Origin of the sequence: Pseudomonas sp. Root329 (assembly GCF_001424925.1) — a bacterium.
GTDB lineage: Bacteria > Pseudomonadota > Gammaproteobacteria > Pseudomonadales > Pseudomonadaceae > Aquipseudomonas > Aquipseudomonas arabinosi.
Genome location: NZ_LMCV01000004.1, coordinates 51,132 through 72,125 on the forward strand (window position 1 = coordinate 51,132; position 20,994 = coordinate 72,125).

Consider the following 20,994-nt stretch of genomic DNA (forward strand, 5'->3'; position numbering starts at 1 on the left):
TGCGTCAACTCTTCACTTTGGGTGATGTATGGAGCTGGCACAGATACGCATGTTCAAGACCGTTGCCGAGGTCGGCAGCATCGCCCGGGCGGCCGAGTTGTTGCATTGCGTGCCGTCGAACATCACGGCACGGATCAAGTCCCTGGAAGCGGAACTGGGTGTCGCGCTGTTTCTGCGCGAGGGCCGAGGGCTGCGAATCAGCCCGGCCGGGCAGACCTTTCTGGTTTATGCCTCGAAAATTCTCGCCCTGACGGCTGAAGCCAAGCGCGCGGTGGACCCTTCGGCCGAGCCGTCAGGGCCGTTGCGCATTGGCGCCATCGAGTCGTCGGCGACCGGTCGATTGCCGCGTTTGCTGGCGAAATTCCACAAACGTTTCCCCGGCGTTGCGCTGGAACTGACCACCGGCACCTGGAGCCAATTGCTCGACGACACGCTCAATCACCGGCTCGACGGCGCGATCGTCGCGGTGGATGTCGAGCGCTCACACCTCAAGCGCACGCCGATGTACCGCGAGGAGCTGCTGTTGATTGCCTCGACGTCCTTGGGGCCTGTGCGTGACATCGCGGATTTGCAGGACAAGACCGTGTTCATGTGGCCTCAGGGCTGTCCCTACCGGGCGGCGCTGGAGCATTGGTTGTTGCGGCAGGGGCAGGCGTTGCCGATCGTCAGCCTGGCCAGTTACGGGGCGATTGTCGGCTGTGTCAGTGCCGGGGCGGGTGTCGCGCTGGTGCCAAAAGGCGTGTTTGATCAGTACGCCAAAGGGGCAGGTTGTGCGGGGTATGAGTTCCCCGAGCTGACGGCGATCGACAACCTGTTTTACTGGCATGAAAACGCCGGGGTTCACCCGGCGCGGGAAGCGTTTGTGGGGATGTTGCGTGAAGAGTTCGCCTGACTCGTTACCTGTGGGAGCGGGCTTGCTCGCGAAGACGGACTCACATTCAACATCTGAGTTGCCTGACACACCGCATTCGCGAGCAAGCCCGCTCCCACAGGGGAGGTGTGCGTTCTTGTTGATCATGTGACGCAGACATCGCGCATCAATAACCCAAACCGCAAATCCACCGCATCCGGAATCGGCAGGTACACCGTATGCCCATCCCCCGGCGCCACCTCGATCGGCTCGCCTTTAACGTTTTGCAGCTCATGCAAGTCGAATTGGAAGTTGCCCTTGGGCGTCATCAGTTCCAGGTGGTCGCCCAAACCAAATCGATTCTTCACCTTGACCTCCGCCATCCGGTCACGCCGCTCGCCGGTCAGCTCGCCGACAAACTGCTGCCGCTCCGACACCGAACTGCCGTGCTGGTAGTTCTGGTATTCGTCATGCACATGCCGCCGCAGAAAACCTTCGGTGTAGCCGCGCTGGGCGAGGGATTCCAGATCCGTCATCAGGCCGCGGTCGAACTCGCGACCAGCCACCGCGTCGTCGATTGCCCGACGGTAAACCTGAGTGGTCCGCGCGCAATAAAAGTGGGATTTGGTCCGGCCCTCGATTTTCAGTGAGTGCACGCCCATCTGCGTCAGACGCTCGACATGCTGCACCGCGCGCAGGTCCTTGGCGTTCATGATGTAAGTGCCGTGTTCGTCTTCGAAGGCCGGCATCAGTTCGTCGGGCCGATTGGCTTCCTGCAACAGGAACACCTGGTCGGTCGGGGCGCCGATGCCCAGGGTTGGTTCGGGCTGGAAGGTCTGAACGATCTCGCCGAGCTGATTTTCTGTGGCCTCTTGCGCCGAATATTTCCAGCGACAGGCGTTGGTGCAACTGCCCTGATTGGCGTCGCGCTTGTTCATGTAACCCGACAACAGGCAGCGACCGGAGTAGGCCATGCACAAGGCGCCGTGGACGAACACCTCCAGCTCCATCGCCGGGACTTGCTCGCGGATTTCGGCGATTTCTTCCAGGGACAGTTCGCGCGACAGGATGATCCGGCTCAAGCCTTGTTGCTGCCAGAACTCGACACTGGCCCAGTTCACCGTGTTGGCCTGCACCGACAAGTGGATCGGCATCTGCGGGAAATGCCGGCGAACCAGCATGATCAGGCCTGGATCGGACATGATCAGCGCGTCCGGCGCCATGGCAATCACCGGCGCCAGGTCTTTGAGGAAGGTTTTTAGCTTGGCGTTGTGCGGGGCGATGTTCACCACCACATAGAAGCGCTTGCCTTGAGCCTGGGCCTCGTGGATGCCGAGGGCCAGATTGGCGTGATCGAATTCGTTATTGCGCACCCGCAGGCTGTAGCGCGGCTGACCGGCGTACACCGCATCGGCGCCGTAGGCGAAGGCGTATCGCATGTTTTTCAGGGTGCCGGCGGGGGCGAGCAGTTCTGGAGGCAGGAGAGTCATGGCAGAGTCGGTCACAAAAGCCGCCGAGAGTAAGCGGCTTGCCCGCGGGGTTCATTGATCTGGATCTATGCTTGATGAACAAACGGATGGCACTCGCGCGAACCGTGGCGGACTAAGCATCAGGACGCGACATTGTGTCCTTGCGGGCTGACATGGATCGGACATGAACGAAGAGACAGTACAAAACAAATCACTGGTGATTTTGCTGGGGCTGGTCACCGCCGCGTTCATCTGGATTTTGCTGCCGTTTTACGGCGCGGTGTTCTGGGCGGTGATCCTCGGCATCCTCTTCGCGCCCCTGCAGCGACGACTGCAACTGAAGTTCGGCTGGGAGCGCAACCTGACGTCGCTGCTCACCCTGAGCATCTGCCTGGTGATCGCGATTCTGCCGGTGATCGTCCTCAGTATCTTGCTGGTCCAGGAAGGGGCTGCGGTTTACAGGAGCATCGAAAGCGGCGAACTGGACATCGCCGGGTATGTGACGCATTTCAAACACAGCCTGCCGCCGTACTTCCAGCACTTGCTCGATCGGGCCGGGGTTGGCGAGCTGGAAGGGCTGCGAGAGAAGATCATCAAGAGTGCGGTGACAGGCAATGAGTTTATCGCCACGCAAGTCTTCAGTGTCGGTCAGGGTACGTTCGATTTTGTGGTGAGTTTTTTCATCATGCTCTACCTACTGTTCTTCTTTTTGCGGGACGGCGCCGAACTGGCCCGCAAAGTACGCGCTGCCGTGCCGCTGCAAGAGCACCAGAAACGTCGTTTGCAACTCAAGTTCAATCGCGTGGTTCGGGCGACAGTGAAGGGCAACCTGCTGGTGGCGATCACGCAGGGCGCATTGGGCGGTTTGATTTTCTGGTTTCTGGATATTCCGAGCGCGCTGCTCTGGGCGGTGCTGATGGCGTTTCTGTCGCTGTTGCCAGCGGTGGGAGCGGGGATCGTCTGGGCGCCAGTGGCGGCGTTTTTCCTGTTCACCGGGGCGATCTGGCAAGGCGTAGTGTTGGGGTTGTTCGGGTTTTTTGTGATCGGCCTGGTGGATAACGTGCTGCGACCGATCCTGGTGGGCAAGGATACCAAGATGCCGGACTATCTGATCCTGATCTCGACCCTTGGCGGTCTGGCGATCTTCGGCCTCAATGGCTTTGTGATCGGGCCGCTGATCGCTGCGCTGTTCATGTCGAGCTGGGCAATCTTCATTGAAACCAAGCCGCGGGTGCAGCTGCCTTAAGCGCTGAGATGGCCTTGGCCAATACGTTGCGACAGTGCCTGGGCGGCCGGCAGCGAGGTGAGCGGACCGCTGATCGGTTCGCCGTCCTGCACCAGGTACCAACAGGCGAGCAATCCTAGCTCTCTGAGCGGTGCGGGAACGGCGCTACCGATAACGGACATGATCTGAACCTGGGACATAAGTACCTCCATTAATCTATGGAGCTACCTTACGGAACGGACACTTGGACGGACAATCAACGCTTTCGATAGTCGTCATTGACGCCAATGAGTCATCGGTTCAGTCGACCACCAGGTCCAGCATATGAACCACTTCCTGCTCGTTGAGCAGGCCTTTTCGCACCAGGTTTTCTGCCAGCAGCGAAAGAAACTTGGCGCTGCGATGGCCTTCCAGGTGCTTGAGTTCGGTCAGTGCGTTGTACACCTTGCTGGAAGTGCACAAGCCGACAATGCGGTGCGGGTTTTGCGTGGGCATGAGGTCGTCCTTGTTTTTATCAACCTGTTGTTAACGGACAGGTCCAAGATTGCGGACCCGACATGACATAAATATGACCGTTTTCCCCAAAGCGGGGGAAGGATGGCGAGTCAATCTTGCCAACTTGCACCGCAAAGACTGTCCCGACAGCGACCTTGGCGAGATTTATCCAGACCTCTGCCGACGGACGGTCACAAAAAAGGCCCCGCTGTTGAGGCGGGGCCTGATGATTCCGTTACCAGCGGCCATAGCCGTGGGGAGGGCCGTAGTAACCGCGCGGTGGACCGTAATAACCACGTGGCGGGCCGTAATAAACCGGCGGCGGGCCGTAATAGACCGGTTGTTGCACGTAGACCGGTGCCGGCTGGTAATAAACCGGTGGGGGTTGTTGCACATAAACCGGTTGTGGCTGAGCGTAAACCGGTTGCTCTACATAGACCGGGCGGTTGCTGTTGATGATGGCCGAACCGACGATGGCCGAGCCAACGATCGCGCCAAATACCGCTGGACCTTGCCAACCGCCACCGCCATGCGCTTCTGCCTGCCCTGCGATAGCAAGAGCACCGATCAGCAAGGCTACTGTGGGGATTTTACGGATCATGATAGTTCCTCGGTTCTTCGACCCGGCGCTTGTGTCTGCAATAGACCCAAGGATTGTCGCGGGGATACTTCTAAGACAGCGTTTTTTTCAAAATCAGCACAGCCGTTGGGTAAATTTTGTGTAAGGTCTGTACTGGCTTCTTTACAGTTCAGTGAGGCCGCGTGCAGACACACCGTTATGATCGATCAGACCCGATGGATTGGCTAATCCCGTCCATCTGAAAGTGCTATTCAAGGAGATTTTTCATGCAGATGAACCCCGACAGAGACACCCAGCTGTGCATGTCGCTTTCCGCACGTCCCGGGAACTTCGGTTTGCGGTTTCACAATCATCTGTATGAGCAATTGGAGCTGAATTTTTACTACAAGGCCTTCAGCAGTCAGGATCTGCCAGGCGCCGTTGGCGGTATTCGTGCCTTGGGGATTCGTGGTTGCGGCGTGTCGATGCCGTTCAAGGAGGCCTGCATTGCCCTGGTCGATGAACTGGACGCCTCCGCTGCGGCTATTCAATCGATCAACACCATCGTTAACACTAACGGCCATCTCAAGGCTTACAACACCGACTACATCGCGATCGCCCAGTTGCTTGACACCCACCAGGTGCCGAAGGAATTGACCTTTGCCCTGCGCGGCAGCGGCGGCATGGCCAAGGCTGTGGCCAGCGCCTTGCGCGATGGTGGCTACAAAAATGGCCTGATCGTCGCCCGTAACGAGCGTGCCGGACGGGCGTTGGCCGACTCGCTGGGCTATCGATGGCAAGCGGAGCTGGGCTCAGAGCGGCCGCAGATGCTGATCAACGTCACACCGATCGGCATGAACGGCCCTGAGGCCGATCAGCTGGCGTTCGATGCTGAAACCATCGCTGCTGCCGAGATTGTCTTCGATGTCGTGGCAGTCCCCTCGGAAACACCGTTGATTGTGCGCGCTCGTGCTGAAGGCAAGCGAGTGATCACCGGGCTGGAAGTGATCGCGATCCAGGCGCTGGAGCAGTTCGTGCTGTACACCGGCGTACGGCCGACCGATGAGCAGTTTCACAAAGCCGTGGAATTTGCCCGCAATGGCCTTGGCTATTCTGGTGCCCGGCAAGCGAAACCGTGACTGAGGTGACTCATGCATCCTGCCATTCTTAATCTGGATCAGGCCGAGCTTGAACCGCTGCCCGAAGCGTTTGCCCCGACGGGAGACACCGCCGACCGCTATCGGCAACGACAGGCGCGCATCGGCCAGCAACTGGGTGCGCAGAAGCTGGGTTATCGCCTGTACGCGCTGGAACCGGGGATGCGAGGCAGCCCGTTTCACAGTCATCGGGTCAACGAGGAGATGTTTTACATCGTGGCCGGGGAAGGGGAGATTCGCTTGGGCGCCGAGCGCTTTCCCGTTCGCGCCGGTGATGTCATTGCCTGCCCGCCGGGCGGCCCTGAAGCCGCGCACCAGATCATCAACACCAGCAACGCTGAGCTGCGCTACCTGGCGGTCAGCACCCAACAATCACCCGAGATTTGCGAGTACCCGGATTCCGGCAAGTACGCGGTGATGGACGACTTCAAGGTCGACGCCGAGGGCAATGCCTCGGGCTTCGTCGCCGTCGCCAGGCCGGCCGACGGCGTGGATTATTGGGACGGCGAATAATCGCGCGTTGTTTATTCGAGGCGGGCCAGACGCTCTTCCAGCGCCGCAATTCGCGCCTCCAGCTCTTCGATCCGCTCAACCGATACGCCGCCACCCGCGCCACGCTCGGTCGGGTTCTGCCGTGCTGCCAGGATCACTTCGATGTCCGTCGGGTCGCCCAAGGCGTGCATGTAGCGGTCTTCACGCTGACCGGCCTGGCGCGGAATCAACAGCGCCAGACCGCGAGCGATCAAGCGTTCCAGTTGATGCACCACCTGTTCGGCATCTTCGAAGTCATGCATGCGGCCGCTGCGGGTCAGCAGTTCATTGACCGTTTGCGGACCGCGCAGGAACAGCAGCCCCGCAAGAATGACCTGAGCCGGCACCAGTTCCAGTGCCTTGTCGACTTTGTGTTCCCAGCGATCCGCACGGCTGCCCATCACCAGTTTGGTGAAGCCGCGTCCTTCGAGGGCGCGCAGGCTCTGGCCGACCTGACCCTGGGTCAGGTTCATCACCGGCTCGCGGCTGGTTTTCTGGTTGCAGGCAATCACCAGCGCATTGAGCGTCAGCGGATAGGTTTCCGGGCTGGTGGCCTGTTTCTCGATCAACGAGCCCAGTATGCGGATTTCCGTGCTGTTAAGCCGCGGCTCGTCTAAGGTCATCTCTTGCTCAGTACTCATGGTTCTTTATCCTTCCCGGAGGCAATTTTTGCTCCTGCTGGCATGCACTTTAGATTGACGTGTGTCAATGGCAACTGAATTCGTCACGCCTTCTTGGCAATCATCACAAAACCTAAATGAATAATTAACGCTATTTTTACAATCCGACGAGCAACGTATGCAGGGCCGAGAACTGGCGGACCTCATTGTGGGCATCCGGTAGTTCTCCCATCGACGATATAAGCCTTATTGACTGGACTATGGAGCAAAGCATGAAGCTGACGTGGGTATTGGCCAAAAACAGTGCGCTGACCGGCGCGTACTCCTGATGACCGTTCTGGTCACTGGCGCTGCCGGTTTCATCGGGTATCACACTGTTAAGCGTTTGTGCCTGGAAGGCCTTGAAGTCATCGGAATCGACAACCTCAACGACTATTACAGCGTTGAGCTTAAACGCGCACGGCTCAACGAGCTTGCATCCTTGCCAGGCTTTCGTTTTCAGACCCTGGATATCGTCGACAAACCGGCACTGATGGCGTTGTTCAAAGAACATCGTTTTACCGAGGTTGTGCACCTGGCGGCCCAGGCGGGAGTTCGCTATTCACTGGATAACCCGGACGTCTACGCGCAATCGAACCTGGTGGGTTTTCTGAATGTGCTGGAAGCGTGCCGTCACTATCGCCCCGAGCACCTGATCTATGCATCAAGCAGCTCGGTGTACGGTACCAACAGCAAAATGCCGTTCAGTGTTGAAGACGCTGTCGATCATCCCATTTCACTGTACGCGGCCAGCAAACGTGCCAATGAGTTGCTGGCTCACAGCTACTGTCATTTGTATGGGCTGAAGGCCAGCGGCCTACGCTTTTTTACCGTTTACGGACCTTGGGGGCGCCCCGACATGGCGCTGTTCAAGTTCACCGAAGGGATCCTCAACGGCTTGCCGATCGATATCTATAATCACGGCCAGATGGCGCGCGACTTCACTTACATCGATGACATTGTCGAAAGTGTCGCCCGTTTGCGCCCACGGCCGCCGATCCCGGACGGGGAGGGCGACGGCGTTAACCGGATTTTCAATATCGGGCGTGGCATGCCGGTAGCACTGCTGGAGTTCGTCGATTGTCTGGAATCGGCGCTGGGGATCAAAGCGCAGCGCAACTTTTTACCCTTACAGCCTGGTGATGTGGTCAAGACCTGGGCTGACGTGTCGGCATTGACCCAATGGGTCGACTTCCACCCTCAGGTGACGGTGGAAGAGGGTGTAGCGGAATTTGTGAAATGGTATCGCCACTTTTATCAGAGATGAAATGTTCGCCCTTGATAATAAGAAACCAAGGATTAAAGGGGGGACCCTATGAGTCATGAAATTTTTGTATCTGTACTGATTCCGGCAAAAAATGAAGCAAACAACCTAAAGCCCTTGATTGAAGAAGTGCGCATGGCCTTGGCCGATGAGGCGTACGAAATCATCGTCGTGGACGATGGCAGTACCGATGCCACTTTGCACGAACTGCGGCAGATCAAAAACAACGGCCTGAGCACGCTGCGTATCCTGCGTCATGAGCGTTCGCTTGGGCAAAGTACCTCGCTTTACCATGCGGCAATTGCTGCCAAGGGGCAGTGGCTGGCCACGCTCGATGGCGACGGCCAGAACGATCCTGCGGACATCCCCGGGATGTTGGCGTTGGTGCGCGGTGAACAGGGGCTGGCCGGCATTCAGTTGGTGGCCGGACACCGGGTTAATCGTCGAGACAACGCGAGCAAGCGCTGGGCTTCGCGTTTTGCCAACGGGTTGCGCAGCCGCATGCTCAAGGACGCAACTCCGGACACCGGCTGCGGGCTGAAACTGATCGAGCGGGCGGCGTTTCTGCGACTGCCGTACTTCGACCATATGCACCGGTACATTCCGGCGCTGATCCAGCGCCACAACGGCCGAATGATCACCCATCCGGTCAACCACAGGCACCGCACAGCCGGGGTCTCCAAATACGGCAACCTCGACCGTGCCCTGGTGGGCATTCTCGACCTGATCGGCGTCTGGTGGCTGATCCGGCGCACGCGCCTGAACGCCAATGCGCAGGAAATCGAAGGATGAATCTCTCCCGTGAAACCCTGTGGCTGGTGGTCGGCTTCGCCGGCCAGATAGCCTTTACCGGTCGCTTCGTCCTGCAGTGGCTGTACAGCGAATACAAGAAACGCAGCGTGATTCCAGTGAGTTTCTGGTACCTGAGCATCGTCGGTAGCGCCCTGCTGCTCGCTTATGCCATTTACCGGGAGGACCCGGTGTTCATTGCCGGTCAAGCCTTTGGCTCGATCGTTTATCTGCGCAATTTGCAGTTGATTGCCCGCAGCAAACACTTAAAGGACTGAGTCATGCGCAGAACGTTATCACCCCGGGTCGAATGCCTGGGTTTGATGTTGCTCGCCCTGGTTTTGATCGGTGCCGGGCTGGGGCTACGTCAGCCGCAGAATGTCGACGAGGAGCGATTCCTTGGCGTTGCGCTCGAGATGCTGCAGCACGGCTCGTGGCTGATTCCGCACCGTGCGGCAGAGATCTATGGCGACAAACCGCCGATTTTCATGTGGACCGTGGCGTTCTTCGCCTGGCTCACCGGTAAACCCTCCATCGCCCTGTACCTGCCGGGGCTTCTATCGGCCGTGACGGTCACCGCAGTGGTCTATGACCTGGGCCGCCGGTTATGGAATCAACGTGTCGGCCGGATGGCGGCGCTCTTGTACCTGGCGACATATCAGACGTACAGCATCCTGCAGACCGGCCAGATCGACAGCTTTTTGATTCTGTTCACCTCCGTGGGCATGTACGGCCTGGCGCGGCACCTGTTGCTCGGGCCGGCCTGGCGCTGGTTCTACCTGGGTTGCGCCGCCATGGGTATTGGTGTGATCACCAAAGGGGTTGGTTTCGTCCCGGCCCTGATGCTGATTCCGTATGCCTACGCGGTACGCAAAGGTTGGCCCGGTGTGGTGGCCATGCCGGGCGAGGCGCGCAAGTGGCTGCTGGGTCTGTTGGTCATGCTGGGTGCCATCGCGATCTGGTTACTGCCCTTGGCCTTGTCCATCGCGCTCAATGGCACTGCTGACGAGATCGCCTATGCGCGAGAAATTCTGCTGCGCCAGACCGCCGGACGCTATGCGGCCGCCTGGGACCATCGCGAACCGTTCTGGTATTTCTTCGTTCACGTGATCCCGCAATATTGGCTGCCGCTGGTACTCGCGTTGCCATGGCTGGTGCCCGCTTGGCGCCGGCAACTGCACAAGCGCGACGGCCGAGTGCTGGTGCTGCTGGGCTGGGTCGTGCTGGTGGTGCTGTTTTTCTGTATCAGCAGCGGTAAGCGCAAGTTGTACATCTACCCGGCGCTGCCTGGGCTGGTGCTGGTGGCTGCACCGCTGATTCCCTGGCTGCTCAAGCGCTGGTTCAGTCAGCGTCCGCGGGGTCGGCGAGTATTCCAGGCGCTGGTCGTGACCTGGTTTGCGCTTTGGATTGCCCGCGGTTTCATCGAGCCGATCAAGGACGGTCCCAACCCTCATGAGGCGCTCATGGCGCAGGCGGCGACCATGACTCAAGGCGCCGACCTGGTGTTGGTCAATTGGCGCGAGGGCCATTGGCTGTTCGCGCGACAACCGATCGTGCACTTCGGGATGGTCGGCTCCACGGTCGAGCAGGCGGCTCTGTGGCTGCGCGAACACCCTCAGGCGTACGCCTTGGTCCCCGACGAACTGTTGAGCCAGTGTTTCAATCCCCAGGCCGCGCGTGAGTTGGGCGAAACCTCCCGTGCACAGTGGTCGATCGTCGGTGCCGATGCCGATAACGGCCAATGTCATCCGGCAAAACCCGTCAATGTCTATCGATTTACTTGGGATCGGAAAAAAGCATGAGCAAAACAGGGAAGGTTGGAGTTCTGCTGATCGCCGTGCTGGTCGGCGTTAGCGTGGCTTCCGTTCATTTTAGCTGGCACGGGCAGTTGTACGCGCACTGGCATAACAGCTGGTATGGCAATCAGGCGCCCGACAAAAATATCTGGCTGCCAGACTACAAGGTCGCGATCGAAGGCAAACCGATCCCGGGCATCACCGATTTGTCCGGTCTCGCCTATGACCCTGATCACGACCGCTTGTTGGGTATCACCAATGGTGTGCCTATGGAAATTCTGGCGCTGACCCGTGACGGCGATTTGATCGAACGCTACCCATTGATCGGTTTCGAGGACACCGAAGGCATTGCTTACATGGGCAAAGGGCGGGTGGTCATCGTTGATGAACGAAAGCAGCGGCTGCACATTTTTACCCTTCCGGACACCGCTGGACCCATCCGTGAAGAGCAAACCGAATCACTCGCCATTGAGATCAACCTGAGCCAGCATAACAAGGGGTTTGAAGGTGTGACCTATGACCCGGCCAATGACCGCATCTTCGCCATCAAGGAGCGTGATCCGCGGCAACTGTACTCAATCACCGGCATGCTCGGCTCCATCGGCAGCCGAATGCAGATCCGTATCAAGGACTTGACGACCTGGGTCGACCGCGGCGTTTTCAGCAAAGACCTTTCCGAGGGTTACTACGATCCTCGGACCGGCCACTTACTGTTGCTAAGCGAAGAGTCCAGCAACCTGACCGAACTGGACCAGCAGGGTAACTTCGTCAGTATTCTCTCCCTGCGCGCCTTGGCGGGTGACCTCAAGCATACGCCGCCGCAAGCCGAAGGCATGACCATGGACAACGCAGGCGAGCTTTACATTGTGAGCGAGCCCAATCTGTTTTACCGGTTCACTCGATCGAAGGCCGGTCTGTCGGCGAGTGCAGAAAAACACTGATGAAGTTGAAGTTTTCATGCCGGCAAGGGGCTAACGTGCGCAGATCGTTCAGAGGTGCGCTGCGTTTCCCCACCGGATAAAAGACCCGCCGCAGGGGGGCCGCGCATGGCTATAATCGCCCCACGTTTCCCTCCTGTCACAACACGAGACTGCCATGACTATTTCCCTGTACGCCGCTTCCGTTCCGGTTTTCAAACAAATGCTCAACGCCCTGAGCGACGTTTTGAACAAGGCCGAAGCCCACGCCACCGCCAAGAACATCGATCCAAATGCTTTCCTGCAAGCCCGTCTGTACCCGGACATGTTCCCGTTGGTTCGTCAGGTGCAGATCGCCGTTGATTTCGCCAAGGGCGTTTCCGCGCGTCTGGCCGAAGTTGAACTGCCGAAGTACGACGACACCGAAACCACCTTCGCCGAGCTGCAAGCGCTGATCGCCAAAGTGCTGGCCTTCATCGGCGAGATCAAACCAGAACAGATCGACGGCAAGGAAGGCATCGAAATCATCACCCGTCAGGGCACGCCGAAAGAGAAGCGCTTCACTGGCCAGGCTTATCTGCTGAGCTACGGTCTGCCGCAATTCTTCTTCCACGTCACCACCACCTACGCACTGCTGCGTCACAACGGTGTGGAAGTGGGCAAGCGCGATTACATGGGCGCGTTCTAAGCCGCCCGGATATACAAAAGCCCGCCAAGGTTCGCACCTTGGCGGGCTTTTTTGGGTGAGTCTTTTGATCTTTGTTACGCCAGACGTTGGGCTTTCTCGTCTTCACCCAGGCACGCCGCCGCGGTGAACAGTACGTCGGTGGAGGAATTCAGTGCGGTTTCCGCCGAGTCCTGCAACACCCCAATAATGAAACCGACCGCCACCACCTGCATGGCGATTTCACTGGGGATGCCAAACAGGCTGCACGCCAGTGGAATCAACAGCAACGAGCCGCCAGCCACGCCCGAGGCCCCACAGGCACAGATCGCCGCGACGACGCTCAGCAGGATGGCCGTCGGAATGTCCACGGCGATGCCCAGCGTATGCACGGCCGCCAGGGTCAGCACGGTAATGGTGATCGCCGCGCCGGCCATGTTGATGGTCGCGCCCAACGGGATCGAGACCGAGTAGGTGTCTTCGTGCAGGCCCAGGCGCTTGCTCAATTCCAGGTTGACCGGAATGTTCGCCGCCGAGCTGCGGGTGAAAAACGCAGTGATACCGCTTTCGCGCAAGCACATGATCACCAGTGGATACGGGTTGCGGCGCAGCTTCCAGAACACGATGACCGGGTTCATCACCAGCGCTACAAACAGCATGCAGCCCAGCAACACCGCCAGCAGATGCACGTAGCCGATCAAGGCACCGAAACCGGAGGTGGCGAGGGTCGACGCCACCAGGCCGAAAATGCCCAGCGGCGCAAAACGAATCACCAATCGCACGATCAAGGTCACGCCATTGGACAGGTCACCCAGCACCTCGCGAGTGGTGTCACCGGCATGGCGAATGGCAACGCCCATCCCGATCGCCCACGCCAGAATGCCGATGAAATTGGCATTCATCAGCGCGCTGACCGGGTTGTCGACCACGCTCAGCAGCAGACTTTGCAGCACTTCACTGATCCCGCCCGGCGCAGTGACCGCAACGTCGTGAGTGGCCAATACCAGGCTCGACGGGAACAACGTACTGGCGACAACGGCCACCACCGCCGCCGCAAACGTTCCCAGCAGATACAGAAACAGAATCGGCCGGATGTGGGTTTCCTGGCCGTGCTTATGGTTGGCAATCGAGGCCATGACCAGCACGAACACCAGAATCGGCGCGACAGCTTTAAGCGCCGATACGAAGACTTTGCCGATAAACGCGGTGGACTTCGCCACCTCCGGCGCGAACAGGGCCAGGGCAATCCCGGCGATCAGGCCAATGATGATTTGTGTGACCAGGCTTAAGCGTTTCAGGCGTAACCATAGCGAAGGGGATGAAGCGGTCATAAAACGGCATCTCTGATTTTTTTAGGTGCGGGGGTATCGCGACATCAATGCCAATCAATGGCCGATGAATAAGGTGTACATATCGCAGGGCGCGGACTTTATCACAGCGTGGTCTTCATCCTTCAGACCTGTGACGATCTGCCACCCGCGGGGTCAACGAGATCGGCAGGTTCGTGCAACCCTGATCGGAAACACTCTGTTAAGATTCGCCATCCTCATTTTCAAGTCATGCCAGTGGGCCTTCGGGCTAGCGCTGGTGTCGTCGTTTTCTGGAGTTCTGCATGCTGTTGCCCATCCTTCTGTTGTCTGCTGCCGGTTTCACGGTGCTGACCACGGAATTCATCATCGTCGGCCTGTTGCCGGCGATCGCTCGAGACCTTGAAGTCAGCATCCCCCAGGCGGGTTTGCTGGTGACCTTGTTCGCCTTCACGGTCGCCGCATTCGGGCCGTTCCTGACCGCCTATTTCGCAAGGTTCGAGCGCCGCAAATTGTTTATCTCGGTGCTGATCATGTTCGGCCTGGCCAACACCCTTGCGGCGTTTGCCCCGAACATCTGGGTGATGTCCGTCGCCCGGTTGATCCCCGCGTTGGGGTTGCCAGTGTTCTGGGCGCTGGCCAGTGAAACCGCGGTGGACATTGTCGGCCCGGACTACGCGGGTCGCGCCATCGCCAAGATTGGTTTCGGCATTGTCTGCGCCACGGTGTTTGGCATTCCGGTGGGCACACTGATCTCCGATGCGTTCGGCTGGCGCAGTGCCTTCGGCATTCTGGCGGTGATCGCGTTTGCCAAGGCGTTGCTGCTGTTTATCTACCTGCCGAAAACCAATCTGCATCAGCATCAGGTGAGCTTTCGCTCGCAGTTCAGAATCCTGCGCAGCCCGCTGATGGTGGGGCATGTGCTGCTGTCGATCCTGGTGTTCAGCGGCATGTTCACCGCTTACACCTATCTGGCGGACATTCTTGAACGCCTGGCCGGTTTCAACGGCACGGTGGTCGGTTGGTGCCTGATGGGCTTCGGCGCGGTCGGGCTGATCGGCAACTCACTGGGCGGCCGCGCGGTGGATCGTCATCCGTTGATCGCCTCGATGATGTTCTGCGCGTTCATGATCGCCGGCCTGGTGGCGTTGGTGCCGAACATTCATTCGCCGCTGGGTCTGGCTGCGGCGATGGGGATTTGGGGCGTGACTCAGGCGGCGTTGTTCCTGGTCAGCCATGTGCGATTGATGAAGGCTGCACCCGAAGCACCGGCGTTCGCGGCATCGCTGAACATTGCCGGGGCTAACCTCGGGATAGGCCTGGGCGCCATGATCGGCGGTAGGGTCATCGACGGTGTAGGCCTGCAAGGTCTTGGTTTCGCGGCGGCCGCTTTTATCCTCGCCTCGATCCTCTTGGCCATCGCGCTGATGACCTTCAAGCCCCGCGAAGTCTGCGCCTGACACCTCACATCTCGGTGAATAGCTCGCGTCGGGCACCTTCGGTAATCGCGACAATGCCGGGGTGCTTGACCTTGCGTTCCACCGAAATGGCGTAGAACGACTCGGTCACCGCGTCGGTCTGGCCAATCAACTCCACGCCGTATTGGCGTATCACTTCATCGGCAATCACACTCGGGCCGATGAAGATCCCGCTGCCGGATTGGCCGAACGCCTGCATCAAGGCGCTGTCATCGAACTCGCCGACGATGCGCGGCTGGATCTGCTGCTCGGCAAACCAGCGCTGCAAGCGACTGCGCACCACGGTCTCCGGCCCTGGAATCAGCAGCGGTGCGCCGTGCAGGCTGCGGGGGAAATCCTGACCGTACTGCGCCGCCAGTTCAGCCGTGGCGAAGAAACTGATCCCGCATTCCCCGAGTTTCTGGCTGTAGCCCTTGATGTCCAGGTGCGAGGGCATCGGGCTGTCGGAGATCACCAGATCGAGCCGCTGGATCGCCAGGTCGGCGAGCAGGCGTTCCAGTTTGTCTTCGCGACAGGTGATGCGCAGCGGCTCGCTCAATTCCATGGTCGGCGCAATCAGGCGGTAGACGATGGATTTGGGCACCACATCGGCCACCCCTACCCGAAACAGAATCTGCTGTTCGTTGGGCTGTGCTCGCAGCATTAGCTCCAGTTCGCCGCCGAGCTGAAACATTTGCTCGGCGTAGGGCAGGGTCTGACGCCCGGCTTCGGTGAGTTCCAGCTGCCGGCCGACCCGGCGAAACAGCTCGATGCCATAGGTTTGTTCGAGCAGGGAAATCTGCCCGCTGATGGTCTGCGGCGTCAGGTTCAGCTGCTCGCAGGCGCGCACGATGCTGCCGGTCTTGGCCACCACCCAGAAGTAATGCAGCTGTCGATAGTTGAGCATGGCGACCTACAGTTCGTTAAAACCGAAGTATAACCGCTAAAAATACGAATTTTCCTGAAGTGTTTGCCTCCTTAGAATGCCCAGCTATCGACGGGTGGCCTTTTCGCCCTGTCTGTTCTATCGAGGAAAGCATCATGAAGCTTAAAACCACGGCACTGTTGATCACGTCTTTACTGGTATTGGCCGGTTGTGACCAGGCCGAAAAAAGCGCTCAGCAACTGATGGGCAAGGCTGCCGAAACCGCCAAGCAAGCGATCGACGACACCCACAAAGCCGCAGAGCAGGCAATCAGTGATGCCGCGGGCGGGCTGATCAGCAAGAAAGAACAACCGGCCAAAGAAACGGACAAAACCGAATCTACGTCCCAGGAAATCTAAACCGTCTTAAAAGAGTCAGGACTGACCCATGGAATACCTTTTAGAACTTGCTGCAAGCCCCACCGCCTGGGTTGCCCTGGCCACGTTGATCGTCATGGAAATCGTACTCGGCATCGATAACCTGATCTTCATTTCGATCCTGACCAATAAACTGCCCGAGCAGCACCGGCAGAAGGCGCGGCGCATTGGTATCGGCATGGCGCTGATCCTGCGACTGGCGCTGTTGAGCACCATCGCGTTCATCGTCCAGTTGACTGAGCCTGTGATCGATATCTTCGGCCAGACGTTCTCCTGGAAGGACATGATCCTGATCGCCGGCGGCCTGTTCCTGTTGTGGAAGGCGACCACCGAGATCCATCACAGCATGGACCCGGCACCGGATGATCCGACGTCGGCCACCTCGACCGTGACCCTGGGCTTTGCCGCCGCGATCGGTCAGATCCTGCTGCTGGACATGGTGTTCTCCATCGACAGCATCATTACCGCTGTCGGCATGACCGAACATTTGCCGATCATGATCATCGCGGTGGTGGTGTCGGTACTGGTGATGTTGCTGGCGGCTGATCCTCTGGCCAAGTTCATCAACGACAACCCGACGGTGGTGATGCTGGCGCTGGGCTTCCTGATCATGATCGGCATGACGCTGATCGCCGAAGGTTTCGGCGCCCATGTACCGAAAGGCTACGTGTATGCGGCCATGGCGTTCTCGGCGACGATCGAGGGTTTGAACATGATGTCGCGACGGGCAAAGCAGAAGCGTATCGCCGCTGAAGCATAACCTGCGTTAAACGAAACGGCCGCCTGCGCTCGAAAGAGCCAGGCGGCCGTTTTTGTTTGAATACATAAGGGTGTCGGTCAGTGCGCGGTAGCGTGCTGTTCAGCGGTTTTATCGGGTTTCGCCACCGGCGTCGACTGAGCCGGATGATGGTGCCGGCGAGTAATGCGCAGGACTCCCCATAACATGGCGGTGGCAACGGCCAGCCAGCCAGAAATCAACATCACAATGGTCATTGTCAGGCTCATCAGTGCCTCCTCTTCGCCCTGCTGCGGGCACACACTCTTTGCACATGACAGTCTAGTCGCTGCTGTGTTTCAGGCTATTGACCAAAAGTCAGCTGTCACCAATCAGTTCGCTCTATCGAATCCCGTCATCTGCCGGTTAAGGCTATACCGCTGCCGCGCGGCGTCCTATGATCGACGGCCAAGCCGGGAGCCGAATGCCTGGCGTCTAGATCAAGAGAGTGATGATGGTGCGGGTATTTTCTCGAATTCGATCGTTAGTGCTGGTCGTTGGCTGCGTGGCAGGTCTGGCTGGCTGCGCGGGTGTGGCGCCTGAAATCAAACGCCTGCCGGAGCGTGTCGAGCTCAGTGGCACGTTCTACCGTGGCGTGGCGAATCAGAGTGGGCCGCAAGTGCTGGCCAGCATGTTGTCCCAGCAAGGCATTGTGATTACGCCAGGTTTGCTCGAAAAACCGTTGCATTTGCCGGGTGCCGAAGCCCAGTTGCAGCAGAACATGCAGAACCTCGCTCGCGAGTACGGCATGGTCGTCTATCCCCTCGACAGCAATCTGCCTGCACTGTTGACCCAGGTGGCGGCCGGTTACCCGGTAATGGTGCGTTTCACGGAAGGCTCGGCGTTCTGGGCTGAACCGCGTTACGCCATTCTTGCCGGGTACAACCGCCAGAAGCAGACGGTGCTGCTGCGCTCGGGCATGAATCGTCGGGAGTTGATGGGCTTCGGTTCGTTTGAATCGGCGCTCAAGGATGCCGGTGGCTGGGCCGTGCTGATCCAGAAGCCGAATCAACTGCCGGCCAATGTCGATCAACAACGATGGCTCAAGGCAGCGAGCGACCTTGCTCAGGCAGGTCAGGAGCAGGCGGCTGCCAGGGCGACGAAAGCGCTGAACGCACAATAAGTCCGTTCGTCATCTGTCGGGCACCCCTGGACTTTGCCGACCTCTAATGAAGTAGGGCCCGGATTTCTCCGGGCCAGATTCAAAGGAGGCGCCCATGGCACATTCCACTACCCCCGTCGGCCCGCACTCGTCGGAGCATTCTTCGGGTGATGAGTTGGGTTTCGATCCCGATTCACCGGACCTCGCCGATCCTCAGGTCGACCCCATCGGACCTGCCAAGGCGCCCAGGGATGTGAAGCCGGGCGACAATTTCAAGGCTCCCGCGAAGCCTTACGATCCACTCGCCGATCTGAAACCCTGAGCCTGAGTGAGGTGCGTATGTCTACTGATTCGAGTTTCAACGACAAACGTCCGGACAGCGTTCCAACCACCCCGGAAAAGGACATCGATCCCGTGATGGATCCGAACGATCCGTTAAGGGATCCCTTGGCGCGTCCGATGGTAGTGCCAACGGAACATCCCTACGGCACGAGAGATCCGAGTGCCGGGGATGGCATTCCAGATGACGACCAGATGCCGTTGCCCAATGACTGACGCCGGACGAAAAAAAGCCCCGAATATTCGGGGCTTTCTTTTATCCGTCGTTTAGTTATTTCGACGCTTCAACCACGCCGCTCTGACGATGCTTGAGGTTCTTGTCGGACTTGTACTGCAAGGCTACAGACGGCACTTTCGTGCCTTGGCCGGTTTCCACCCAGCTGCGAATACGGCTGGCATCGGCAAAGTGCGTGTACTTGCCAAAGGCGTCGAGGATGACCAGCGCAACCGGGCGATTGCCCATGCTGGTGACCAGCACCAGGCAGTGACCGGCCTCGTTGGTGAAGCCGGTTTTCGTCAGCTTGATGTCCCAGTTCGGCTTGTTGACCAAATGGTCGGTATTACGGAAACCCAGGCTGTAGTTGGGTTTACGGAACGAGACGGTTTTTTCCTTGGTGGTACTTAGCTCAGTCAACAGTGGGTACTTGTGCGCAGCGATCAGCAGTTTGCTCAGGTCGCGAGCCGTGGACACGTTGCGAGGGGAGAGACCGGTGGGTTCGACGAAGTGCGTGCTGGTCATGCCCAGTGCTTTCGCTTTGGCATTCATTGCGGCAATGAACGCGACGTAGCCACCCGGATAGTGATGGGCCAGGCTTGCGGCAGCGCGGTTTTCCGAGGACATCAGGGCAATCAGCAGCATTTCCTTGCGCGGCATTTCGCTGTTGAGTTTCACCCGGGAAAACACACCTTTCATTTCCGGGGTGTCACTGATGTTGATGTTGATGTATTCGTCCATGTTCTGTCTGGCTTCAACCACGACCAGGCCGGTCATCAGCTTGCTGACGGAAGCGATCGGTACAACCACGTCAGGATTGCTGGCATAGATGACTTTGTTGGTCTGCAGATCCATCAGCAATGCGCTGCCGGAAGCGATCTTCAGTGTTGACGTATCTCGCGGCGCCGAAGTGGTGTCGGCAGCGTTGACCATTGGCGTGGTGAAAGTCCCTGTAAATGCAAAAAAAAGGCTCAGGATGGAAAGACGGATTTTCACGCTGGCGAACTCATAAGGGTGGATATGCCGTTTTGTTACGGGCTGTTTCTTAAAAACGACGCATTTTAGGAGTATGAGCCACGAAAGCGCTAGGCGCCTGTATGGCGATTGCATTATATGAAAAAAAATTTAAAGTTTTTGCTGTCTGCCCTTGGTGAGCAGGCGCCGGATTGACTTACTTTTGATCGTTGCGCCGTGGGTCGGGTTTGCGTTTGGTCAGAGGCACCAGCATTGCGACGTTCTGCTGATAGCGTCGGTATTGCTCCCCAAACAGATCCACCAGATCTTTCTCTTCAAAATGCACCCCAATCAGGATGTAGAGAGTGTTGAGCAGCGCAAACAGTAGATGTCCGGCTGTCATGTCGGGTGTCGCCCAGAACACCATCACAAACCCCAAGTACATCGGGTGGCGAACCAGCTTGTAGAGTAATGGGGTTTTAAAGGCGGGGTTCTCGGGGCTGGCGGGGTAAAAGGCGTTGAGTGCCTGCTTTATGCCGAACAGTTCGAAATGGCTGATCAGGAACGTCGCCAGCACGACCACGCCCAGGCCCAGCCAAAATAAAGCCATGAGTAATCCGTAGCCCCATACAGACGTTAGGCGCCAGATGGACGTTTCCATGGGTTGCCATAGCCAGAACAGCAGCGCGAGCGGCAGGCACGTCGACAATACGTAGGTCGCGCGCTCGATGGGGGGCGGGACGAACCGGGTCCACCAGCGCTTGAAGCGTTTTCGCGCCATGCCGCTGTGCTGTACGGCAAACAGCGTAATCAGCAAGGTGTCGACGAGGGCAGCCACGGGCCAGTCGAGGCTGGAGCCGGAGTTAATGTCTTTGGGCACTCCGATGCCTGAGAGAAAACCCGTCAGGTAAAGCGCGGTGAGCAGAAAACACAGGTAACAGAAGAGGCTGTAAAGCAGGCCAGCGAGTTTTCCAGTGAAAACGAAAAAGCGATGTTGAGTCAGGCCGCGGGGGTTCATAAATGATGCCTTTTCAGCGTCGCGCGTACTTCCCGATTCGCGTCTACGGTTTATGGGATGTTTCGATAGTCAGTCTAGGACGATTTACGGTTTTCGCCGTTGCCCTGTCTGGCAGTCCTTCAGGGGTATTACTTGTTCCATGGCTGAAAAC

General features: G+C 58.4%; 26 protein-coding genes. 16 read left to right on the plus strand and 10 right to left on the minus strand.

Translation table 11 applies throughout. The features are described 5' to 3' along the window. The first annotated feature begins 28 nt into the window (after positions 1-28). Positions 29-892 (plus strand): LysR family transcriptional regulator, encoded by an 864-nt coding sequence (locus tag ASC74_RS06345; protein ID WP_056740204.1) that lies wholly within the window; start codon positions 29-31, stop codon positions 890-892. 122 nt (positions 893-1,014) lie between these two features. Here the strand turns inward: ASC74_RS06345 and trhP are convergent, their stop codons facing one another. After that, positions 1,015-2,340, minus strand: coding sequence for a prephenate-dependent tRNA uridine(34) hydroxylase TrhP (gene trhP, locus ASC74_RS06350; protein WP_056740207.1), 1,326 nt, complete (start codon positions 2,338-2,340; stop codon positions 1,015-1,017). Between the two features lie 163 nt (positions 2,341-2,503). Here trhP and ASC74_RS06355 point away from each other — a divergent pair, with 163 nt between their 5' ends. Further along, positions 2,504-3,565: an AI-2E family transporter gene (locus tag ASC74_RS06355; protein WP_056740209.1), complete on the plus strand. Its 1,062-nt coding sequence runs from the start codon at positions 2,504-2,506 to the stop codon at positions 3,563-3,565. On the opposite strand, the gene ASC74_RS06360 is transcribed toward ASC74_RS06355, so the two are convergent. The 3 genes from ASC74_RS06360 to ASC74_RS06370 all read right to left on the minus strand — a co-directional run bounded on the left by ASC74_RS06360 (position 3,562) and on the right by ASC74_RS06370 (position 4,640). After that, a complete protein-coding gene (locus tag ASC74_RS06360; protein WP_056740211.1) occupies positions 3,562-3,744 on the minus strand; it encodes a hypothetical protein in 183 nt (60 codons plus the stop codon). The genes ASC74_RS06355 and ASC74_RS06360 overlap by 4 nt on opposite strands. A gap of 100 nt (positions 3,745-3,844) precedes the next feature. Continuing rightward, complete coding sequence (locus ASC74_RS06365) at positions 3,845-4,039, minus strand: hypothetical protein (RefSeq protein WP_003179723.1); 195 nt, start codon at positions 4,037-4,039, stop codon at positions 3,845-3,847. A 235-nt stretch (positions 4,040-4,274) separates the two neighbouring features. Continuing rightward, the gene (locus ASC74_RS06370; RefSeq protein ID WP_056740212.1) at positions 4,275-4,640 is read right to left on the minus strand and encodes a hypothetical protein; all 366 of its coding nucleotides are present in this window, start codon (positions 4,638-4,640) and stop codon (positions 4,275-4,277) included. A gap of 245 nt (positions 4,641-4,885) precedes the next feature. Here ASC74_RS06370 and ASC74_RS06375 point away from each other — a divergent pair, with 245 nt between their 5' ends. Beyond that, positions 4,886-5,737 (plus strand): shikimate 5-dehydrogenase, encoded by an 852-nt coding sequence (locus ASC74_RS06375; protein ID WP_056740214.1) that lies wholly within the window; start codon positions 4,886-4,888, stop codon positions 5,735-5,737. Positions 5,738-5,749: 12 nt separating this feature from the next. Continuing rightward, positions 5,750-6,268 carry a cupin domain-containing protein gene (locus ASC74_RS06380; protein ID WP_033057334.1) on the plus strand — a complete coding sequence of 173 codons (519 nt, stop codon included), beginning with the start codon at positions 5,750-5,752 and terminating at the stop codon, positions 6,266-6,268. A gap of 11 nt (positions 6,269-6,279) precedes the next feature. On the opposite strand, the gene ASC74_RS06385 is transcribed toward ASC74_RS06380, so the two are convergent. Then, positions 6,280-6,927, minus strand: coding sequence for a YceH family protein (locus ASC74_RS06385; RefSeq protein WP_056740216.1), 648 nt, complete (start codon positions 6,925-6,927; stop codon positions 6,280-6,282). A 307-nt stretch (positions 6,928-7,234) separates the two neighbouring features. Here ASC74_RS06385 and ASC74_RS06390 point away from each other — a divergent pair, with 307 nt between their 5' ends. From ASC74_RS06390 to ASC74_RS06415, 6 genes are all read left to right on the plus strand, one after another. Then, entirely contained in the window at positions 7,235-8,212 is a 978-nt protein-coding gene (locus ASC74_RS06390) for an NAD-dependent epimerase (protein ID WP_056740453.1), read from the plus strand. A gap of 48 nt (positions 8,213-8,260) precedes the next feature. Continuing rightward, positions 8,261-9,001 (plus strand): glycosyltransferase family 2 protein, encoded by a 741-nt coding sequence (locus tag ASC74_RS06395; RefSeq protein ID WP_056740218.1) that lies wholly within the window; start codon positions 8,261-8,263, stop codon positions 8,999-9,001. Further along, positions 8,998-9,276: a lipid-A-disaccharide synthase N-terminal domain-containing protein gene (locus ASC74_RS06400; RefSeq protein WP_008148397.1), complete on the plus strand. Its 279-nt coding sequence runs from the start codon at positions 8,998-9,000 to the stop codon at positions 9,274-9,276. Before ASC74_RS06395 ends, ASC74_RS06400 begins: the two co-directional genes overlap by 4 nt. 3 nt (positions 9,277-9,279) lie before the next feature. Continuing rightward, positions 9,280-10,800, plus strand: coding sequence for an ArnT family glycosyltransferase (locus tag ASC74_RS06405; protein ID WP_056740220.1), 1,521 nt, complete (start codon positions 9,280-9,282; stop codon positions 10,798-10,800). After that, positions 10,797-11,735, plus strand: coding sequence for an SdiA-regulated domain-containing protein (locus tag ASC74_RS06410; RefSeq protein ID WP_056740222.1), 939 nt, complete (start codon positions 10,797-10,799; stop codon positions 11,733-11,735). The genes ASC74_RS06405 and ASC74_RS06410 overlap by 4 nt, the downstream gene beginning before the upstream one ends. A gap of 154 nt (positions 11,736-11,889) precedes the next feature. Next, the gene (locus ASC74_RS06415) at positions 11,890-12,399 is read left to right on the plus strand and encodes a DUF1993 domain-containing protein (protein ID WP_008148402.1); all 510 of its coding nucleotides are present in this window, start codon (positions 11,890-11,892) and stop codon (positions 12,397-12,399) included. A gap of 74 nt (positions 12,400-12,473) precedes the next feature. Here the strand turns inward: ASC74_RS06415 and sstT are convergent, their stop codons facing one another. Beyond that, positions 12,474-13,706 (minus strand): serine/threonine transporter SstT, encoded by a 1,233-nt coding sequence (gene sstT / locus ASC74_RS06420; RefSeq protein ID WP_056740223.1) that lies wholly within the window; start codon positions 13,704-13,706, stop codon positions 12,474-12,476. Between the two features lie 281 nt (positions 13,707-13,987). On the opposite strand from sstT, the gene ASC74_RS06425 reads away from it, so the two are divergent. Then, positions 13,988-15,142 (plus strand): MFS transporter, encoded by a 1,155-nt coding sequence (locus ASC74_RS06425; RefSeq protein ID WP_056740225.1) that lies wholly within the window; start codon positions 13,988-13,990, stop codon positions 15,140-15,142. 4 nt (positions 15,143-15,146) lie between these two features. Here the strand turns inward: ASC74_RS06425 and nhaR are convergent, their stop codons facing one another. Next, positions 15,147-16,046 carry a transcriptional activator NhaR gene (gene nhaR / locus ASC74_RS06430; protein WP_008148408.1) on the minus strand — a complete coding sequence of 300 codons (900 nt, stop codon included), beginning with the start codon at positions 16,044-16,046 and terminating at the stop codon, positions 15,147-15,149. A 134-nt stretch (positions 16,047-16,180) separates the two neighbouring features. Between nhaR and ASC74_RS06435 the strand changes: the two genes are divergently transcribed. Together ASC74_RS06435 and ASC74_RS06440 are read left to right on the plus strand one after the other, a co-directional pair. After that, positions 16,181-16,423, plus strand: coding sequence for a hypothetical protein (locus ASC74_RS06435; RefSeq protein WP_056740227.1), 243 nt, complete (start codon positions 16,181-16,183; stop codon positions 16,421-16,423). Positions 16,424-16,451: 28 nt separating this feature from the next. Further along, on the plus strand, positions 16,452-17,201 hold the full coding sequence (locus ASC74_RS06440; protein WP_046054156.1) for a TerC family protein: 750 nt from the start codon (positions 16,452-16,454) through the stop codon (positions 17,199-17,201). 77 nt (positions 17,202-17,278) lie between these two features. On the opposite strand, the gene ASC74_RS31815 is transcribed toward ASC74_RS06440, so the two are convergent. Further along, positions 17,279-17,446: a hypothetical protein gene (locus ASC74_RS31815; protein ID WP_177338836.1), complete on the minus strand. Its 168-nt coding sequence runs from the start codon at positions 17,444-17,446 to the stop codon at positions 17,279-17,281. Positions 17,447-17,670: 224 nt separating this feature from the next. Between ASC74_RS31815 and ASC74_RS06445 the strand changes: the two genes are divergently transcribed. The 3 genes from ASC74_RS06445 (at position 17,671) to ASC74_RS06455 (ending at position 18,873) form a co-directional block, all read left to right on the plus strand. Then, positions 17,671-18,339: a hypothetical protein gene (locus ASC74_RS06445; protein WP_056740229.1), complete on the plus strand. Its 669-nt coding sequence runs from the start codon at positions 17,671-17,673 to the stop codon at positions 18,337-18,339. Positions 18,340-18,433: 94 nt separating this feature from the next. Beyond that, entirely contained in the window at positions 18,434-18,640 is a 207-nt protein-coding gene (locus ASC74_RS06450; protein WP_056740231.1) for a DUF6021 family protein, read from the plus strand. A gap of 17 nt (positions 18,641-18,657) precedes the next feature. Beyond that, on the plus strand, positions 18,658-18,873 hold the full coding sequence (locus ASC74_RS06455; protein ID WP_056740233.1) for a hypothetical protein: 216 nt from the start codon (positions 18,658-18,660) through the stop codon (positions 18,871-18,873). A gap of 55 nt (positions 18,874-18,928) precedes the next feature. Here the strand turns inward: ASC74_RS06455 and pbpG are convergent, their stop codons facing one another. Further along, a complete protein-coding gene (gene pbpG / locus ASC74_RS06460; protein ID WP_056740235.1) occupies positions 18,929-19,867 on the minus strand; it encodes a D-alanyl-D-alanine endopeptidase in 939 nt (312 codons plus the stop codon). Positions 19,868-20,042: 175 nt separating this feature from the next. Beyond that, positions 20,043-20,843 carry a methanethiol S-methyltransferase gene (gene mddA, locus ASC74_RS06465; protein ID WP_056740237.1) on the minus strand — a complete coding sequence of 267 codons (801 nt, stop codon included), beginning with the start codon at positions 20,841-20,843 and terminating at the stop codon, positions 20,043-20,045. Between the last annotated feature and the right edge of the window lie 151 nt (positions 20,844-20,994).

Excerpts from the sequence above, each read along its gene's own strand:
- ASC74_RS31815 (WP_177338836.1), bottom strand. The coding sequence starts at position 17,446 with ATGAGCCTGACAATGACCATTGTGATGTTGATTTCTGGCTGGCTGGCC.
- ASC74_RS06345 (WP_056740204.1), top strand. The coding sequence starts at position 29 with ATGGAGCTGGCACAGATACGCATGTTCAAGACCGTTGCCGAGGTCGGC.
- ASC74_RS06360 (WP_056740211.1), bottom strand. The coding sequence starts at position 3,744 with ATGTCCCAGGTTCAGATCATGTCCGTTATCGGTAGCGCCGTTCCCGCA.
- ASC74_RS06395 (WP_056740218.1), top strand. The coding sequence starts at position 8,261 with ATGAGTCATGAAATTTTTGTATCTGTACTGATTCCGGCAAAAAATGAA.
- ASC74_RS06435 (WP_056740227.1), top strand. The coding sequence starts at position 16,181 with ATGAAGCTTAAAACCACGGCACTGTTGATCACGTCTTTACTGGTATTG.
- ASC74_RS06425 (WP_056740225.1), top strand. The coding sequence starts at position 13,988 with ATGCTGTTGCCCATCCTTCTGTTGTCTGCTGCCGGTTTCACGGTGCTG.
- ASC74_RS06355 (WP_056740209.1), top strand. The coding sequence starts at position 2,504 with ATGAACGAAGAGACAGTACAAAACAAATCACTGGTGATTTTGCTGGGG.
- ASC74_RS06365 (WP_003179723.1), bottom strand. The coding sequence starts at position 4,039 with ATGCCCACGCAAAACCCGCACCGCATTGTCGGCTTGTGCACTTCCAGC.
- mddA (WP_056740237.1), bottom strand. The coding sequence starts at position 20,843 with ATGAACCCCCGCGGCCTGACTCAACATCGCTTTTTCGTTTTCACTGGA.
- ASC74_RS06380 (WP_033057334.1), top strand. The coding sequence starts at position 5,750 with ATGCATCCTGCCATTCTTAATCTGGATCAGGCCGAGCTTGAACCGCTG.
- ASC74_RS06445 (WP_056740229.1), top strand. The coding sequence starts at position 17,671 with ATGGTGCGGGTATTTTCTCGAATTCGATCGTTAGTGCTGGTCGTTGGC.
- ASC74_RS06400 (WP_008148397.1), top strand. The coding sequence starts at position 8,998 with ATGAATCTCTCCCGTGAAACCCTGTGGCTGGTGGTCGGCTTCGCCGGC.
- ASC74_RS06450 (WP_056740231.1), top strand. The coding sequence starts at position 18,434 with ATGGCACATTCCACTACCCCCGTCGGCCCGCACTCGTCGGAGCATTCT.
- ASC74_RS06375 (WP_056740214.1), top strand. The coding sequence starts at position 4,886 with ATGCAGATGAACCCCGACAGAGACACCCAGCTGTGCATGTCGCTTTCC.
- ASC74_RS06455 (WP_056740233.1), top strand. The coding sequence starts at position 18,658 with ATGTCTACTGATTCGAGTTTCAACGACAAACGTCCGGACAGCGTTCCA.
- nhaR (WP_008148408.1), bottom strand. The coding sequence starts at position 16,046 with ATGCTCAACTATCGACAGCTGCATTACTTCTGGGTGGTGGCCAAGACC.
- sstT (WP_056740223.1), bottom strand. The coding sequence starts at position 13,706 with ATGACCGCTTCATCCCCTTCGCTATGGTTACGCCTGAAACGCTTAAGC.
- ASC74_RS06390 (WP_056740453.1), top strand. The coding sequence starts at position 7,235 with ATGACCGTTCTGGTCACTGGCGCTGCCGGTTTCATCGGGTATCACACT.
- ASC74_RS06410 (WP_056740222.1), top strand. The coding sequence starts at position 10,797 with ATGAGCAAAACAGGGAAGGTTGGAGTTCTGCTGATCGCCGTGCTGGTC.
- ASC74_RS06370 (WP_056740212.1), bottom strand. The coding sequence starts at position 4,640 with ATGATCCGTAAAATCCCCACAGTAGCCTTGCTGATCGGTGCTCTTGCT.
- trhP (WP_056740207.1), bottom strand. The coding sequence starts at position 2,340 with ATGACTCTCCTGCCTCCAGAACTGCTCGCCCCCGCCGGCACCCTGAAA.
- ASC74_RS06415 (WP_008148402.1), top strand. The coding sequence starts at position 11,890 with ATGACTATTTCCCTGTACGCCGCTTCCGTTCCGGTTTTCAAACAAATG.
- ASC74_RS06385 (WP_056740216.1), bottom strand. The coding sequence starts at position 6,927 with ATGAGTACTGAGCAAGAGATGACCTTAGACGAGCCGCGGCTTAACAGC.
- ASC74_RS06440 (WP_046054156.1), top strand. The coding sequence starts at position 16,452 with ATGGAATACCTTTTAGAACTTGCTGCAAGCCCCACCGCCTGGGTTGCC.
- ASC74_RS06405 (WP_056740220.1), top strand. The coding sequence starts at position 9,280 with ATGCGCAGAACGTTATCACCCCGGGTCGAATGCCTGGGTTTGATGTTG.